The organism is Paenibacillus contaminans, assembly GCF_003285015.1.
Taxonomy (GTDB): Bacteria; Bacillota; Bacilli; order Paenibacillales; family NBRC-103111; genus Paenibacillus_V; species Paenibacillus_V contaminans.
The window spans coordinates 129929-146262 of sequence record NZ_QMFB01000003.1; the positions used below are offsets into that span (position 1 = coordinate 129929).

General features: G+C 54.1%; 11 protein-coding genes, 1 pseudogene and 1 riboswitch. Of the genes and pseudogenes, 4 read left to right on the top strand and 8 right to left on the bottom strand.

Annotated elements, in window-relative coordinates; all coding sequences use genetic code 11:
- Positions 1-89: 89 nt before the first annotated feature.
- A pseudogene (locus DQG23_RS42870) lies at positions 90-1478 on the top strand (FMN-binding glutamate synthase family protein); the annotation flags it as partial.
- Positions 1479-2665: 1187 nt separating this feature from the next.
- Here the strand turns inward: DQG23_RS42870 and DQG23_RS07180 are convergent.
- Genes DQG23_RS07180 through DQG23_RS07190 form a run of 3 tightly spaced genes read right to left on the bottom strand, consistent with a single transcriptional unit; the run spans position 2666 to position 7150 of the window.
- Complete coding sequence (locus DQG23_RS07180; RefSeq protein ID WP_113030145.1) at positions 2666-4942, bottom strand: DUF4129 domain-containing transglutaminase family protein; 2277 nt, start codon at positions 4940-4942, stop codon at positions 2666-2668.
- Entirely contained in the window at positions 4942-6186 is a 1245-nt protein-coding gene (locus DQG23_RS07185) for a DUF58 domain-containing protein (protein ID WP_113030146.1), read from the bottom strand. Before DQG23_RS07185 ends, DQG23_RS07180 begins: the two co-directional genes overlap by 1 nt.
- Positions 6187-6190: 4 nt before the next feature.
- Positions 6191-7150, bottom strand: a complete 960-nt coding sequence (locus tag DQG23_RS07190; RefSeq protein WP_113030147.1) for an AAA family ATPase — start codon at positions 7148-7150, stop codon at positions 6191-6193.
- A 479-nt stretch (positions 7151-7629) separates the two neighbouring features.
- Positions 7630-7838, top strand: a riboswitch (cyclic di-AMP (ydaO/yuaA leader).
- Between the two features lie 3 nt (positions 7839-7841).
- Here DQG23_RS07190 and DQG23_RS07200 point away from each other — a divergent pair.
- Positions 7842-8750 carry a C40 family peptidase gene (locus DQG23_RS07200; RefSeq protein ID WP_113030149.1) on the top strand — a complete coding sequence of 303 codons (909 nt, stop codon included), beginning with the start codon at positions 7842-7844 and terminating at the stop codon, positions 8748-8750.
- Between the two features lie 63 nt (positions 8751-8813).
- Here the strand turns inward: DQG23_RS07200 and spoVAE are convergent, their stop codons facing one another.
- From spoVAE to DQG23_RS07220, 4 genes are read right to left on the bottom strand one after another with little or no spacing between them, the layout of a single operon-like run.
- The gene (gene spoVAE / locus DQG23_RS07205) at positions 8814-9179 is read right to left on the bottom strand and encodes a stage V sporulation protein AE (protein WP_113030462.1); all 366 of its coding nucleotides are present in this window, start codon (positions 9177-9179) and stop codon (positions 8814-8816) included.
- Between the two features lie 2 nt (positions 9180-9181).
- Complete coding sequence (gene spoVAD, locus DQG23_RS07210) at positions 9182-10201, bottom strand: stage V sporulation protein AD (protein WP_113030150.1); 1020 nt, start codon at positions 10199-10201, stop codon at positions 9182-9184.
- A gap of 1 nt (position 10202) precedes the next feature.
- Entirely contained in the window at positions 10203-10679 is a 477-nt protein-coding gene (gene spoVAC / locus DQG23_RS07215; RefSeq protein ID WP_113030151.1) for a stage V sporulation protein AC, read from the bottom strand.
- A 51-nt stretch (positions 10680-10730) separates the two neighbouring features.
- Positions 10731-11591, bottom strand: coding sequence for a DUF421 domain-containing protein (locus DQG23_RS07220; protein WP_113030152.1), 861 nt, complete (start codon positions 11589-11591; stop codon positions 10731-10733).
- Between the two features lie 371 nt (positions 11592-11962).
- Here DQG23_RS07220 and DQG23_RS07225 point away from each other — a divergent pair, with 371 nt between their 5' ends.
- Positions 11963-12169: a DUF1657 domain-containing protein gene (locus DQG23_RS07225; RefSeq protein ID WP_113030153.1), complete on the top strand. Its 207-nt coding sequence runs from the start codon at positions 11963-11965 to the stop codon at positions 12167-12169.
- Positions 12170-12509: 340 nt separating this feature from the next.
- Complete coding sequence (locus tag DQG23_RS07230) at positions 12510-13778, top strand: glucuronate isomerase (RefSeq protein WP_113030154.1); 1269 nt, start codon at positions 12510-12512, stop codon at positions 13776-13778.
- Between the two features lie 172 nt (positions 13779-13950).
- Here the strand turns inward: DQG23_RS07230 and DQG23_RS07235 are convergent, their stop codons facing one another.
- Positions 13951-16026 carry an N-6 DNA methylase gene (locus tag DQG23_RS07235; RefSeq protein WP_113030155.1) on the bottom strand — a complete coding sequence of 692 codons (2076 nt, stop codon included), beginning with the start codon at positions 16024-16026 and terminating at the stop codon, positions 13951-13953.
- Positions 16027-16334 lie beyond the last annotated feature (308 nt).

The window sequence follows — 16334 nt, forward strand, 5'->3', positions numbered from 1 at the left end:
CGATCCGGGGCTAGCGGTTGACCTTTTACGTCCTCAAATTGCAGGCACAAGCAGCAAGGCTGCAGATAAAACGATTCGAGGAGCTTAGCATGGGAAATAATTGGATCTGGTTTTTGATAGGCTCATTTACCGCAGCGTTCGTCGCCGTCATGATAGCCGGTTTGATCGGCATGATGTTCGCCAGGCCTTTGCTTCAGTATGTGCTCGGGAAATTCATCAAAAGATTGATGTCGGACCGCTATTCCGAAAATATATGGGAAATGGTTACCGCCATAACGCGCATTAATCCGATCGTCGTCGTGGAAAACAGCTTGCGTGCGGCGACAGGCGGCATTATCGAAAGGCCTTTCGGCAGCCCTAGAAAGTTTTTGAATTTCGACGGCTTGATCTTTTCCGCCGCGCAGCTGGCTGCACTGCCGACGCATGAGGGTGAGGAAATCGATATGTCGATTACGATCGGTCCTATGGCCAAAAAACCGCTAAAGCTGGACATCCCGCTTATGGCCGGGGCTATGGGCTACGGAATAGGCGTTTCTGAAACGGTCAAAAAAGCGATAGCGCGCGCGACCGCTGCGGTAGGAACCTCAACCAATTCCGGCGAAGGCGGCTTCCTGCCTGAGGATCGGGCGCTCGCCAAGCACTACATATGGCAGTACAGCTCCGGACCATGGTCCCGGAAGCCCGAGGTGCTCAAGCAGGCCGATGCGATCGAAATTCATTTGGGTCAAGGCGCAACGGCTGGAACGGCTAGCATCATCCCTTCGGAGTTTATTCAAGGCCGCGCAAGCGAGATTTTGGGCGTGCAAAATGAAGATTTCGTCGTTATCCCCGCAAGGCATGAGGAAATCAATCAAGGCGACGATTTGCGAAAGCTCGTGGACAGCTTGCGTCAAGTAACCGGCGGAGTTCCGATAGGCGTCAAGGTATGCGCCAGCGCACAATTTGAGGAAGACCTTGAAATCGTCATTCAAGCAGGAGTCGACTTTATTAGCATCGACGGCGGACAAGCCGGAACAAAAGGCGGCGCCCCCATTCTCGAGGACGACTTCGGACTGCCTACCGTTTTTGCCTTGTCGCGCGCGATTCGTTATTTGAAGGAACGAGGCGTCAGGGATAAAATTTCGATCCTGACCGGAGGCGGATATACGACGCCCGGCCAATGCCTGAAAGCTCTGGCCCTAGGCGCGGATGCGGTATTTATGGGAACGGCCCTGCTTTGGGCGATGACGCATGACCAGGTGACCAAAACGATTCCATGGGAGCCGCCGACGGAGCTGACCTTTTACCCCGGCAAAAGCACGGACCAGTTCAATGAGGACGACGCGGCGACTTACTTGGAAAATTTCTTCATATCTATGGTCGAAGAAATGAAGCTTGCGATTCGCGCGTTGGGCAAAAACAAGCTGTCCCAGGTAAACTCGGGAGATCTTGTCGCTCTGGACGAGTGGACGGGAAAGGTAACGCAAGTCAGGCTTGCTACAGAGCCATACACGCCCGGCAAAGACGGCTGCCCCGAAGCGAAGATCGGTATGAGGAACCCGCCCCAATCCGAAGCGGCAAATGCCGGAGCCGGACAAAACGTCGGAAAAGATTTGCTGTTTGCCAGCGGTAAAGCGGCTAAAGATAAAGGGAATAGTACCGGCCAAGAAAACGGATCGCAGAGCGGCAGCGACTCGCAGCGCGGGGGCGGATCGCAAGGCAGCAGCGGATCGCAGCACGGCAGCGACTCGCAGCGCGGGGGCGGATCGCAAGGCAGCAGCGGATCGCAGCACGGCGGCGACGGATCACAGAGCGGCGGCGACTCGCAGGGCAGCGGTGGATCGCAGAGCAGCGGCGGATCGCAGAGCGGCAGCGACTCGCAGCGCGGCGGCGGATCGCACAGCGGCAGCGACTCGCAGAGCGGCGGCGACTCGCAGGGCAGCGGCGGATCGCAGAGCGGCAGCGACTCGCACAGCGGCGGCGATTCGCAGAGCAGCGGCGGATCGCAGGGCGGCGGCGACTCGCTGAGCAGCGGATACTCGCATAGCGGCAGCGACTCGCAGCGCAGCGGCGGATCGCAGAGCGGCGGCGACTCACAGAGCAGCGGCGGTGGATCGCAGAGCGGCGGCGGATCGCAGAGCGGCAGCGACTCGCACAGCGGCGGCGGATCGCAGAGCAGCGACGGATCGCAGAGCAGCGGCGACTCGCAGCGCGGCGGCGGATCGCAGGGCAGCGGCGACTCGCAGGGCGGCGGCGGATCGCAGCGCGGCAGCGACTCGCACAGCGGCGGCGACTCGCAGGGCAGCGGCGGATCGCAGCGCGGCAGCGACTCGCAGCGCGGCAGCAACTCGCAGAGCGGCGGCGACTCGCAGCACGGCAGCGACTCACAGCGCGGCGGCGGATCGCACAGCGGCAGCGACTCGCAGAGCAGCGGCGACTCGCAGCGCAGCGGCGGCGACTCGCAGGGCGGCGGTGGCTCGCACAGCGGCAGCGGCGAAGGTCATGCCGAGCGAGATCATGAACCGCATAAGAGGCGGAAACGCGTGCTTCGCAAGCCTATTAAGCTGCATGAATTGTATGAACCGGAAAACCAGCAATAAAACAAACGCTACGGTTTCAACAAGCAAAATCATGTCGATAAACGCAGCAATGCGCCGCAACCATCCCGGTTCGGCGCATTGCTCGTTTATAATTCCTTACGCAGTTTATTGGTAATCGCCGACGCCTTCGACCATTCCTCCGGCGTAATCGGATTGTTGCTGTACTTGGCCTTCTCGAAAATGGCAAGCAGCGCTTCAAGATCTTTGGCAAGCCAAGCATCCTTGCGACTCCAGCGCCGCATCGTTTCGCGTGCCGTTTCATGCTCGTACGCCCCGTAGCCCTTGCGCTTGGAGCGGCGCAGCAGCTTTCCGAAAGCGACGATCACCTGCTGATTCAAAGTTGCCGGCTCCCGTTTCCGTCCTAGACCCAGCTTCTCGATCCAGCCGATACGTTCGAGAAGTCTTAAGATCGGTCTCCGGTATAACCAAGCAAGCAAAACGACTGCAGCAGCAATAACCACACTGCCGGCCGTTACCGCAACCGATGCCGGCTTGCCCCAATCGCTGTTCTCCTCAACAGGTGCGACAGGCGTCTCGATGACGGGTTCCGTTTCGGGCACCGCAGCAGGCTCCTCGGCAGGCTGCAAAACAGGCATTGCGAACCCGCTTGTAGGCTCGAACGGTATCCATCCCCAGCCGGCAAAGTACACTTCCACCCAGGAATGGGCGTTCGAATTGCGCACCGTATAAACCGCGGCACCGTTAGGGTCGATAACCCCCTGCGGCAGCGCGCCGTCCAATGCTAGATCTTGCAGGACCGTATCGCCGGGGGCATATCCTTTCACCCATCGGGTCGGAAGTCCGACGGATCTTCCTAACACCGCCATCGCGGTTGAGTAATAATCGCAATAACCTTCCTTCACCTCGAATAAAAATCTGTCGACGAAGTCTTTGCTCTTGCCGGTGTCAGGCGGTTTATTGTTGTACTTGTAGTTCATTTGCAAGTACTGTTCGATTTTTTTGGCCTTATCGTAAGGATTGGCCGCTCCCTGCGTGATTTCCTGGGCCAACTGCCTCACGCGGGGCGGCAAGGAAGGAGGCAGCTGCAGATATTGTTCCACCGCTCTCCGGTCGGACTGCTCGAGCTGTGCCGTCCGCAATCCCGCTTCATCGATATACGGAACCTCGGATACGAGCGTGTACGTATTCGGGTAAGGGATTCGGCTCGTCCGGGTCGCTTCGGGCCACTTGAGGGAAGCTTGCGTCGGGGACCATTGCAGCCTTTCGAAGCCGCCGGTCCCGCCGTTAATGCTCTCCACCTTCGATACGGCAAAGGCGCCGAACAGTACGGGGAACTGCTCATCCTTCTCGATCGTAACCGTTTGACGTACCTCGATCGTTTTCGATTTCACGTTTTGCATGAGCGGATCGGAAGCCAGCGTATTTCCTGCCGCTATCCCGGTCATGCCCGGCTGTCTCTCCTCTTCGCTTGACTCCCATCCGCTGCCGTTGTACAACGACCGCGACTCGCCGCGCCAATAGCTGCGGTTCGTCGATTCGACGGTCATGACGACCGTATAATCGAAATCGAAGCCGCCGCCCAAGCTTTCATCATTGCGGCTGTAGCCCGAAGTGGCGTTGCCCGGAGCGGAAAGCGGCGTCGATGAACTGACTTTGCCTTTGCCGGAAACCGGCACGGCCTCCCCTTGCCAATTTTTATAAAGCGTATAGGGATCGGTAAGCACGCTGCCCGTTTCCGGCGCAAGCGCTCCAAAGCCCATTGTCAAGACAAGCAGGAGAACGATCGTAACCGCGAAAGTCGCCGGGTAATCGGCAATATGGGACCATCCCGTCGGGCTTTTGCTTTTGAGCTGGACGATATGACGGATGACAAGCAGACAAAGTCCGCTGCAGATAACTAACGCCAATTCGTCCCACAAAATAATCAGGCTGAACGAATCGCGGATCCCCATAGCAAGTACGCTGAACAGCATCACGAAATAAATGCGCTTCTTTTCCTTGACGCACCACATCGTAAGCAAATAAACCAGCCACGCGCCCAAGCTGAACCAAATAAACGGGTGCAGCTGACCGGCATTATCAACCAAAAGCTGACCCGCTTTCGGCAGCGTGCGCATACTGCCCGAGACGGGCGAATAACCCGATGTTAATCCCGTTGCGACGATCACGCCCGCAAGCTGTATCGGAAGCCTGATCCAGCGGTTTATCCCGTAAAACAGCTCTACGACAAAAACGAATAGTAGCGTCGCCGTTACGAGCCTTGCCGTTTCAGGCAGCCACACATAATCCTCTTCGACGATCCAAGAAACGTATTGAAGCAGCAAAACGCCGGCAAAAAGCTTCGTAAGCCTGTCTTGCCAATTGCCGAAAACGGCCCTCCATAACCATGATTTTTCGCCCATCAGCCCCGACCTCCCAGCACATTCGAAAGCTCCTGCAAAGACGGGATGGCGTAGCCGAGATAACCGAGCGCCTTCAGCTGTTTCGCCCAATTGTCCCGCCCTTCCGGCTGATCTCCGCTAATCCACATGTGACAAGCGGTTAACTGCCGCTGCTCCAGCCAACCGAGCGTGTGCAGAAGCTCTTCGCCTTTGGCAGGAGAAACGATCACCATGAACGTCCCCGGAACGAAATGCCGGGATCTGTCGGCCAATACCCGCCCCAGGCTGTAATTGCTGTCCGCTTCCACATCGGTCAAATGATTCAGAATCGACTTCAGATGGGCGTTGCTGTTGCGCGGCTCCATATAGGTGGAATCCGTTCCGACAGATAAAAGACCAAGCGCCAAATCCCGTTTCATGCCGTATTCGATCAGCGAAGCGGCAACGGAAACCGCCCTCTCGAACTGCTCGGGCGAAGCGTAATGTTTCGTTCTGCGGTCAAGGATAATCATCGTCTTCGGCAGCGATTCGCGTTCGAACTCCTTCGATTTCCAAGTTCCCGTCTTGGCCGTTGCGTTCCAGTGAATACGAGACAGCTTATCCCCGTAAATGTATTCGCGCACGCCGTTAATTTGCGTCGTTTCTCTAACGGCTCTTGTCGTTTGCGAATGATGATGCATACCTCTCAGCATTTGGTGCAGCTGCTTCCATTCCTTGATCGGCACGCGCTGCGGCAGCACGCGGAAATTTGTCGGCAGCTGCATCTGTCCCTTGTGCTCGAAAATGCCGAAAATATCCTCCGTCAAACATTCCGTCTTTACGAAATTATAAAAGCCCCGGCGCAGCGGAGGCGTATTATATTCAACCCAGCCCCGACGGTGCCAGTCGAGCACCAGCGACGTTTCGAACGATTGCTCTCGTCCGCCTTTGCGCTGCAGCTTGTCTTTGATCATCACGTAAGGCACGGGCCAGAAGCCCGGTACATGCACGTTAAGCTTTACAGTCAGCGATCTGCCCGCCTCAATCTCCTGCTGATTGCCGTCAGCCGACAACATACGCGTTCCCTGTGCCTTCGCCACTCCGCTCCAGCGGCCGAGCAGCAAATAAATGCTGATGACGCATACGACGGCAAACAGCATGGAGGCGAGCTTGCCGCCCTGAAACAATAAAAACAGCAAACTGCCCGCAAAACAGGCTACAATCAGCCAAAAGCGCTGCGATAACCCGTATGCTTTCCGTTCCAGCCATCCGGTGAATTCGCTCATCGGATCACTTCTCCAATCGAACAGGCGTTCTTACCTGTTGAAACACCGACTCCAGCACCGACTCGGCAGTCGCTCCCTCCATTCGCGCTTCCGCATTCAAGATGAGGCGATGTCCGAAAACGTAAGGCGCCAGCGCCTTCAAATCATCCGGAATGACATATTCCCTCTCTTGGAGCATGGCATACGCTTTGGCCGCCTGTACAAGCGCAAGCGTGGCTCGCGGGCTTGCACCGAGGAAGACGGATGGATGCTCCCGGGTCGTCCGGGCAAGCGCAACGGCATATTGGCCGACCGCTTCATCCATATGGACGTCTCTAGCCTTCGCCTGCAGCAGCGTTACTTCATGTGCGGTCATAACCGGCTGGAGCGAATCGAGCGGATGGCTTCTGCTTTGCGCGACGATCATCCGGTTTTCCGTCTGTTCGTCGGGATAGCCGAGGCTGAATTTCATCATAAAACGGTCGAGCTGGGCTTCCGGTAAAATGTACGTTCCTTCAAAATCGATCGGATTTTGCGTTGCGAGCAGCAAGAACGGCGCAGGAAGCTCGTAGCATTCCCCGTCTACCGTCACATGCCCCTCCTCCATCGCCTCGAGGAGCGCGGATTGCGTTTTGGTCGTCGCTCTATTTATTTCATCGATAAGCAGGATATTCGTTATAATCGGGCCCGGCCGAAACAGAAACGTTTCGTTCTTCGGGTGGTAGATGGATACGCCGGTTATATCCGTAGGAAGCAGATCGGGGTTGCATTGAATACGGCGGAACTGGCCGTCGATCGATTTGGCTAAAGCCTTGATCAGCACAGTCTTGCCTGTGCCTGGGACATCCTCCAGCAGAACATGGCCGCCGGCTAGAAAGGCGGTGAGCAGCAGTTCGATTTCTTTGCTTTTCCCTAAAATACAAGCTTCCAAGTTCGCATTCAGTTGTTTGATGACTTGCGTCTGCTCTTTCCAAATTGCGTCCATCTTCTGCTCCTCCTCCAACGGGCTATATAGGTATGCCTTCCTGGCGAAAACGCTTGCGGAAAGCCTGAAAACACGCTTGTAAAAGGCAATCGAAACAATTCCCAAAATCAAGTAAATTCACACTGTTTTTCTAGGCTCTTCTTCATTCTACAAAATTTCAAATTGGAAGTATACGTGCAATCTCGATAAAAATGTTTGTAAATTCGTACATTTCAGAATATTGAAACGGGTCCGGCCGACACTTGGAATTCCCCTCCAGCAATTCCCACAAATTGTGCGCCTCCGGCGTATTGCACTTTTTTACTTGATTATGGTAGGCTTTTTTAGTGATCGCTATTTGTACATAAGGAAGAAGCTTACGCATAATAAGCGTATGCCAACACACCGCCATGCCGAAGGCCGTTCCGTTTCAGCGCCTTCCCGTCTTTGGCGATCGCACGAGGCGTATCTAAACGGAACAATCTGAAGCAACGGCTCTGACAATAAGAAAGTCGAATCCGGCTCAGCAAAAGTGCCGGTACGGGGGACGATTTATTAGAGCGCGGTCTTAACAGCTTTTGGCGTGTCTCAACATGCGGCTGCTTCGATCATGTGTTCAGGGGTGAATGTTCGCGGCTTGTCCGCATTCTAGGGAGAACCTCTTTCCCGAACCCGACAACTAACCTCGGAGACGACAAGGAGGAAATCAGCAGTGAAGTTTTGGAATACCGACAAAGACCGGGTAACCCTGCCCCGCAAAAGAAAACATGCAGGTTTGAAAGCGGCAGCGCTTTCATTCGGCCTGCTGGCAGCTGTCATGCTGGCAGACAATGAAACGCACGCAAGCGCGGCAGATTACAGCGTAAAAATTCAAGTAAACGACGCGATCGTAAACTTCCCCGAGGCGCAGCCGTTTATCGACCAATCCGGCGTACTTATGGCACCGCTTCGCACCGTTATGGAATCGATGGGCTACAAGCTCGAATGGAAAGGCACGGATACTTCGATTCAAGTCACGATCGGAGGCGGCGCGCATTCGGCCGTAATCACGACGAACGACGTCAACGCGACGGTCAACGGAACGCCAAGGACGCTTGAGCAGGCTCCGCAGCTCGTAAACGGTGCGATTTATGTTCCGATCCGCTGGATTGCGGATTCGTTCGGAAGCATTATGCAGTGGGATAACGACAATTGGATCGCAATACTCGGCGCAGACGGGAAGTTCCACTCGCCTGCCTGGTATAAACCGCAGCCGAATCCGGCAGCCGATATCATTGCCTCAGCCGGCAAATTCATGGGCGTTCCTTATGTAACGGGCGGATCGACGCCAAGCGGCTTCGACTGCTCCGGTTTCGTCAAATACGTGTTCGATAAATTCAACATCGAGCTTCCGCGCACTTCCGCCGATATGTACGCGAATGCAGGTACGAGCGTATCCGAACCGCAGCCCGGCGATCTTGTATTTTTCGCCGATCGCGGAAGAGTGTTCCACGTCGGTTTGTATACGGGCGACGGCGAGTACCTCAACGCTTCCTCGGGCAAAACGAGCGGCGTAACGGTAACAAGCTTATACAGCACCTGGAGCCAGAAATATTACGTCGGCGCAAAGCGCATTTTATAAAACGCCAAAAAGGCATCTTCATCCTAATCGATGGAAGATGCCTTTTTTTGATTCCCAAATAAATCATCCTTTCGGCTTGAAGAACAGCGCCGCCAGAAACGAGAAAATGATCGCCGACGAGATGCCCGCGCTCGTTACCTCGAACATCCCCGAAACGACGCCGATCCAGCCGTGAAGCCTCAGCTCCATCAAAGCGCCGTGAACAAGCGAATTGCCGAAGCTTGTAATCGGGACCGTCGCTCCTGCGCCGGCAAATTCGATAAACCGGTCATACAAGCTTTTATCGCCGAATTGAATGCCGTCGACGATCGCTCCGAGGACGACGAGCGTACTCATCGTGTGAGCAGGCGTCAGCTTCCCGATATCCATGAGCAGCTGCCCGAAAATGCATATCGCCCCGCCGATCACGAACGCCCAAACAAAGTGCATAATCATGCTGATGCCCCCTTATTCTCGATGGCAACCGCATGCGCGATGCACGGGATGCTTTCTCCTTGCTGGAACGACAGCGGGGAGAGCAGCGCGCCGGTCGCGACGACCAGTATTTTATTGTATTCGCCTTTGGCCAGCTGCTTCAGCAGATGCCCGTAAGTGACGACAGCCGAACAGCCGCAGCCGCTGCCCCCTGACTGTACGCTTTGTTTGTCCACGTCATATACCATCAGTCCGCAATCCTTGAACGTCGTCTGGTTTATCGGAAAGCCGTGTTTATCGAACAATTCGTTCGCGATGTTGTAGCCGACCGTTGCCAAATCGCCGGTAACGATCAGATCGTACTCGCTCGGCTTCGTTCCGAAATCGCGGAAATGGGCTTGTATCGTATCCACCGCTGCAGGAGCCATTGCCGCGCCCATATTGAACGGATCCTTAATCCCCATATCGACGATGCGCCCGATCGTCGCCCTTGTGATAACCGGTCCGTCCCCCTTGGCAGCAACGATAGCCGCACCTGCTCCCGTAACCGTATATTGGGCGGTAGGCGGCTTCTGCGAGCCGTACTCGGTCGGATAGCGGAACTGCTTCTCGGCCGTGCAGTTATGGCTGCAGGTGCCGGCCATCGCGTAACGGGCCGAGCCGGAATCGACGATCAGCGATGCGAGCGCCAAGCTTTCCATCGAAGTCGAGCATGCCCCGAATACGCCGAGATACGGGATCGAAAGCGTACGTGCGGCGAAGCTGTTGCTGATGATTTGATTCATCAAATCGCCGCCCACGTAAAACTGAACCTGCTCCTTCGTAATGCCCGCTTTTTTGACGGCTAGCTTGGCCGCCTCCTCCATCAGCATTTTCTCCGCTTTTTCCCAACTTTTCTGTTCAAGGCTCATGTCGCCATGCACGATATCGAAATCGTTCACAAGGGGCCCTTCCCCCTCATCCGGGCCGACGATTGTCGCAGCGGATAAAATAACGGGGTTATTTTTGAAACGCCAGCTTTGATGCCCTTGCAGCATATTATTGCCCTCCCGTTCCGAATATGAGGTGCAAAATGCCGATAACGAAGGCGGAAACGACCCCGTATACGATAACGGAACCCGCCAGCTTGAACATATTGCCGCCTACGCCTAGAACAAGCCCTTCGCTCTTATGCTCCAGGGCAGCCGAGCACAGCGAGTTGGCGAAGCCCGTGACCGGTACCGACGAACCGGCTCCCGCCCACTGGGCGATTTTGTCATAAACGCCGAAGGTCGTCAGGATGACGGAAATAAGGATAAGCACGGCGACCGTCGGGTTGCCTGCCGTTTTGTCGTTAAAGTCGAACCAGGCCTTGAACATTTCCATCAGCCCTTGTCCGATCAAACAGATGAAGCCCCCTACGAGAAAAGCGCGAAAGCAGTTTTTGCCAATCGGCCTGGGAGGTTCCTTCTCTTTGGCAAGAGCCTGGTATTCCTGCTGCGTCGGGGTCATATTTTTTTTCTTGTTGTTGGCCATCTCCGATACCCTCCATTTGCTTTTTGGCGAAACTGTGGCGTTAGCGCGGTCTTATCTTTTCAAGAGCGGCGTAGTGGTTTCAATGACTCGCTTCATCCTCGTTGCGCAATCCTCATACATAAGCTTAGCCGTCACATTATCCGTGGCCATTCCGAACAGCTCGAGATCCGCCTCGCATTTTTTGAGGGTGGACAATAACAAGGCTCTGGTCTGAGGTGCGGGCACTTGAAGCTGGTCGTCGAATAAATCGACGTAAAGCTGTCCGTAAGCATCGACTTGCGCGATAAACACATTTTCATATGTAACGCCTATTTTCTCCAACTCGGTACTTAGCCATTCGCGGCTGAAGCCGATCGTCGACAGCGGCTCGTCCATGATGTTCCCGTCGATAATGACCGTTTGCGGCTCTTTCTCCGGCGACACGTCTATGCCCAGATGGGCGGGTGTCAACGGCTGGTGGTTATTCTTGAGCAGGACGCTCAAAGCGCCGCTTGTTTCCAGCATGGCAAATTCCACGTCGGCAACGCGAAAAACGTTTTTGGTCCGCAGCGATTCCATCAGCTCGTCTCCCGTAAATCGCTCCTTCTTCAAATTGTCCTCAAGAATTTTGCCGTCCTTGACGACCACCGTCGCCTTGCCTTCAAACCATTCGCGCAGCCGCTTGCTCTTCAGCGTCAGCAGCTCCAGACCGAACGGAATCGTGAACCAGACCGCAATCGCGACGATGCCGTGCATGTAGTGGGCTTCTATATCCGTGGATAAAAAACCGGCCAATTCCCCGAGTGCGATCCCCGTAATATACTCGAAAGTCGTAAGCTGGGATATTTGTTTTTTCCCCAAAATACGGGTCATTGTAAACAAAATGGCGACGGCGCCGATCGAGCGCAAGGCGATGACCATCCAACCTTCCACTCTCACACCCCTTTCTATATGCGTGTTTTTCAAGAAAACGCACAAGGATAAACGTTCATGACCCTTCGGGCCACAGGCTATGATGAAAACTCGGCGCAGTATCGCGCACATTTTTCGTAAAACACGTCTACACAGCGTCTTTAACGCCGGCGTTTGGCGCAGGTTTACAGCCGTTTCTGCGGTATCTTTCGATAAACAAAGAAAACTGGTTGTCGATGTAAATTATTCGCTAAATGTCACCCGCTTATGAGCGTTAGCAAAAAGAAGCAGCCGAAGAAGAAAATATCGCTGCGCCGCGTTATTTCGCCATACATGATAATTTACATTGATGGACATATTAGTTTTCGGGACAAAAGAAAGGAGTTGATCGTATGACGGTAGCATCACAAGTAAAAACATGCCTGGCTTCCTTAAAAAGCGCGCAAGCTAGCCTTGAATCGTTTGCGCTGAACACGCAAAACCAGGAAGCCAAAAAGATGTTCGAGCAAGCGGCTCAATCGACGCAAACAATTTGCGATCAGGTCAGCACGCGCGTACAACAGCTTGAACAGGAAGAACCGCAATATAAAGGCTTCTAACCATCCGTTGAACGTAAAACAGCCTGATGCACAAAATGCATTCAGGCTGTTTTGTCATTTTATAAGGTCGACCAAGCTCATCAGCAAAAAAACAAGCAGCAGAAACAACACCAAAACGAGCAGGACGATTCCTTCAGCCGCGCCCATCCGCATCCGCATACGCTCCTTCCGTTCAAGTCTCTTCGATCGCAGCATCTCATGAGCAGGGCGTTTATCCATATAACTCAGCGTATGTCACGTGCAGCCGATTAGGTTGGGTATATGCCTATAAGAAGAAAAATGATATAATCAAAAATGTTCACGTTAACATTTTCGAAAAGAAACGGGGATAAACACCAATATGAGCCTTCAATCAAAGCAAGCGTTACTGGAATTCGTCGAGCGAACGGTGCGGGAAACGCCCGTAACCGACATTCATACCCATCTGTTTGCCGAGTCCTTCGGCGAGCTTCTTCTTTGGGGAGTCGACGAGCTTCTTACCTATCATTACCTTATTGCGGAAATGTTCCGGTATAAGCCGGATTTGACTTACGATACGTTCTGGAGCATGACGAAGCGGGAGCAGGCCGATCTGATCTGGCAGACGCTGTTTATCGAGCATTCGCCGTACAGCGAAGCTTGCCGCGGCGTCGTTACCGTATTGAACCGGCTGGGCTTCGATCTATCCGAACGCGATTTAGGCAAATACCGCGAATATTTCAGCCGCGTCAGCGCAGGCGATTATATCGACCGGGTGCTCGATACCGCCAAAATCAAAACGGTCGTCATGACGAACGATCCTTTTGATGCGTCCGAATTGCCGACCTGGGAAGCCGGTCACGGCCTTGACGATCCGCGCTTTCAAGCTGCGCTGCGAATCGATCCGCTCCTCAATGCATGGGACGCGACTTGGCCTCGCTTAAAGGAGCAAGGCTTCGACGTGTCAGCCGATATGTCGGGACGTACGATGGACGAAATCCGCCGATTTCTGCAATCCTGGATTTCCCGTATGAACCCGCTGTACTTGGCCGTCTCGCTGCCGAACGATTTCGCCTACCCGGAGAACTCCGCCCGCGGACGTATTATCGACGAGTGCATCATACCGGTTACCCGCGAAGCCGACATCCCGTTCGCCATGATGATCGGAGTCAAACGGCAAGTGAATCCTTCGCTCCGCTCCGCCGGAGACAGCGTTGGCAAGAGCGATATCGGCGCAGTCGAAACCATTGTGAGCCGTTATCAGGACAACAAGTTCCTGGTTACGATGCTTTCGCGTGAAAACCAGCACGAGCTTGCGGTAACCGCACGCAAAAACCGGAATTTGCTCGTATTCGGGTGCTGGTGGTTTCTGAACAACCCGAGTCTGATCGAAGAAATTACGCGTATGCGTCTTGAGCTGTTAGGCGGCAGCGTTATTCCGCAGCATTCCGACTGCCGGATTCTCGATCAGCTCATTTACAAATGGGATCATTCTCGCTCCATCATTGCAAAAGTGTTATGCGATAAATACGGCGATTTATTCGACTCGGGCTGGCGGCTGGAGGAGGAGGAAATTCGCCGCGACGTGGCTGATTTGCTAGGCGGCGCTTTCTGGACATTTATCGGGCGCCAGGACCCCGCACAAGGATAAACGGCTTAACCGTCTTAGACGAGGGCGTTTACCGGGAAATGAACTAATCCCAAATTGTAAACAAAGAAGCTTCCAAAACCACTGATAAAGTGGGAATGGAAGCTTCTTTTCCTGTTAATTTAGTGCTCGAAGTGGGACGGGAAAATGACAAAAATGACTTTTGAGACAGCCCCTATCTTTCGCATAAAAATTTAACGGCGGGCAGCTTTTCGCGAATAAGCGCTTTATGCTCCGGCAGCAGTTCGAACAAATCCATCATGATCTCATCGATCTTCTCATATAATCCCAGCCTGCCCGGGAGACGCTTTTGCCGCATGAGCGCATCGGTCATGCGGACGATCTCCTCCTGCAGTTCCGGATCGCATGCCGGAATCGGAAGCGATTCGATATAACCGCGAAGCACTTTGACCGACTGGTACGAATGTGAATAAAAGTATTGAATCGGCCGCGAATTGAGTACGGCCATTACATATTTGACCGAATAACCGGGCAGCTCGGGAATGAGCAGATTCGCGCTGTTCAGCGACAGCAATTGGGTATTATCATACGCGAAGACGAGCTGCTCGCTGACGAACCGGTACAACAGCTTTTCTTTGGCGCGATACGTTTGCTCCGGCGCGACCTGCTGAAATTTATCGGGGGCAAATACGAGATAGCTGTTATCCGGGAAACAATTGTATTTAAAGAGACGACTGCCCTTCAATACGACCTCTCCGCCCTCCGGCTTGTCCGACATGACATATTTGCCGTTGTTGCCCGTTACGATCCCGAGCGCAAACTCGGCGTGGCCGCCCAGAAACATTGCACCTGGAAGCGTCCGCATCCGTTCCAGCAAATCATGCTCGCGGTCATTCGCCTGCACGTTAAAAATGCTTTGCTCATTCTCCGAGAATCGAAGCTGATCGACCTTATAGGTTTCTCCGCCCGTCTTGACCGCAATCGTATGTGAGGCATCAGCGGCGCCTTTGCGAACCGTCAGCGTGACGGTAGGCACGTATACGCGGCTAAACGGCGTACCCAGCAGCTCGATTCGCTCGATTTTCGTCTGCTCCAGCAGCAAACGGCGAATCGGCTTATGCATATGAACATGCAGCACCGCTTCCGGTAGCAGAAAAGCAAGCAGTCCGCCTTCCTCAAGCATGCTGACGCCGCTTTCCATAAATAGTGCGAAGGATTCCACCGACGTTCCTGCCGATCGGAACGTCTGCCTGGCTGCGATTCTCTCCGCTTGCGAAAATTTATAACCCCAAGGCGGATTGCCGATCACGAGATCGAACTTGTGCGCAGGCGAATCTGCAAGCTCAAGCGAGTTCCGCACGGCGACGCGGAATTTCAGCGTATCCTCCGCTTCCGCTTTTCCGGCGAGCAAAGCAAGGTTCAGCTTGGCCAAGCTGACGGCTACGGGGTCGATATCGTAGCCTGCGATGCAGCGCTCGAGCAGCAGCCGCTCCGCTTCATCGGAAGGCGTACCGGCGAGAATCATTCGTCTCTTTAACGTTACATACATATGAATAAGGAAATTGCCCGAACCGCAGCAAGGATCGACTACAGCCGGACGAGGTTGTCCCTGAAGCAATTCCAGACTTGACTCCACTAAAGCTTCCGCCAAAGAAGATGATGTATAATAACTTCCTTGCGGCTTCCGGGTCCGTAAATTGGAAAGCGACATATATAACAGTCCGAGCAAATCCTCGCCTTCCATGAACCTTACCGGGTACTTCAACAATCTGCGCATAACGGACTGCTCCGCCGCACTTGGACCGTTCTTGTGAAAATCGAATAAGTCGGTAACAGCTTCGGTATAAACGCCAAGCTTTATTTTCCCAGCGTGTACCGCTTCCAGCATACCTCCGGCACGCATGTCCGTCTCTTTGACTGCGATATGGCCCCTGTCTGCAAGAAGCCTCAGCGCGATTTCCACCAGTACGGCCTCGGAACGGATGGGCTCGGCAGAATCCCCAACCAGCTGCAGAACCGCTCTGGCGAGCTCTACCAGCCCGATAGCCTTCACGTACTCGGCCGGTATCAGTCTACCTTCCGCCGCAGCTTTATTTCTTCGTTGTTTAAGTCTTTGCGAATTCGCCGCAAACAGCTCCGATCTAAGATCAGCGACCAGCTGCTTGTCGAGAAGCGGAGATCTTCCTTCATATTGGGCAGACAGCCTTCCCGCTTTCAGCCAATTCCGTACCGTTGCACCCGAAACGCCGAGCAGCTGCGCGGCTTCTTCAATTCGGATTAATTGTTTCATTTCCTAAGCCCGACCCCCTATGACTGTCCAATCGATGCAATTTCTATATAGGCTTCGTCGCCCGTCTCTTTTTTCCTTCCGTCGCTCCAGCGCGCCGGCTCTTATCTCGCATTTGGGTATTTACATTCGGTGTTCGAACGTCGCCGGCGCAGGTTCAAGACGCATCTTTGATCATTCCAATAGTATAACGTATCGAAGCGTTTTTTTCTTCAAAATCATTGTTTTCCTATAACCGTTATGGTAAAGCGAAAAGGGTTACCCGGGATTAGAGAGCAGCTCCAATTCCCGAATAACCCTTCCGATTAGCC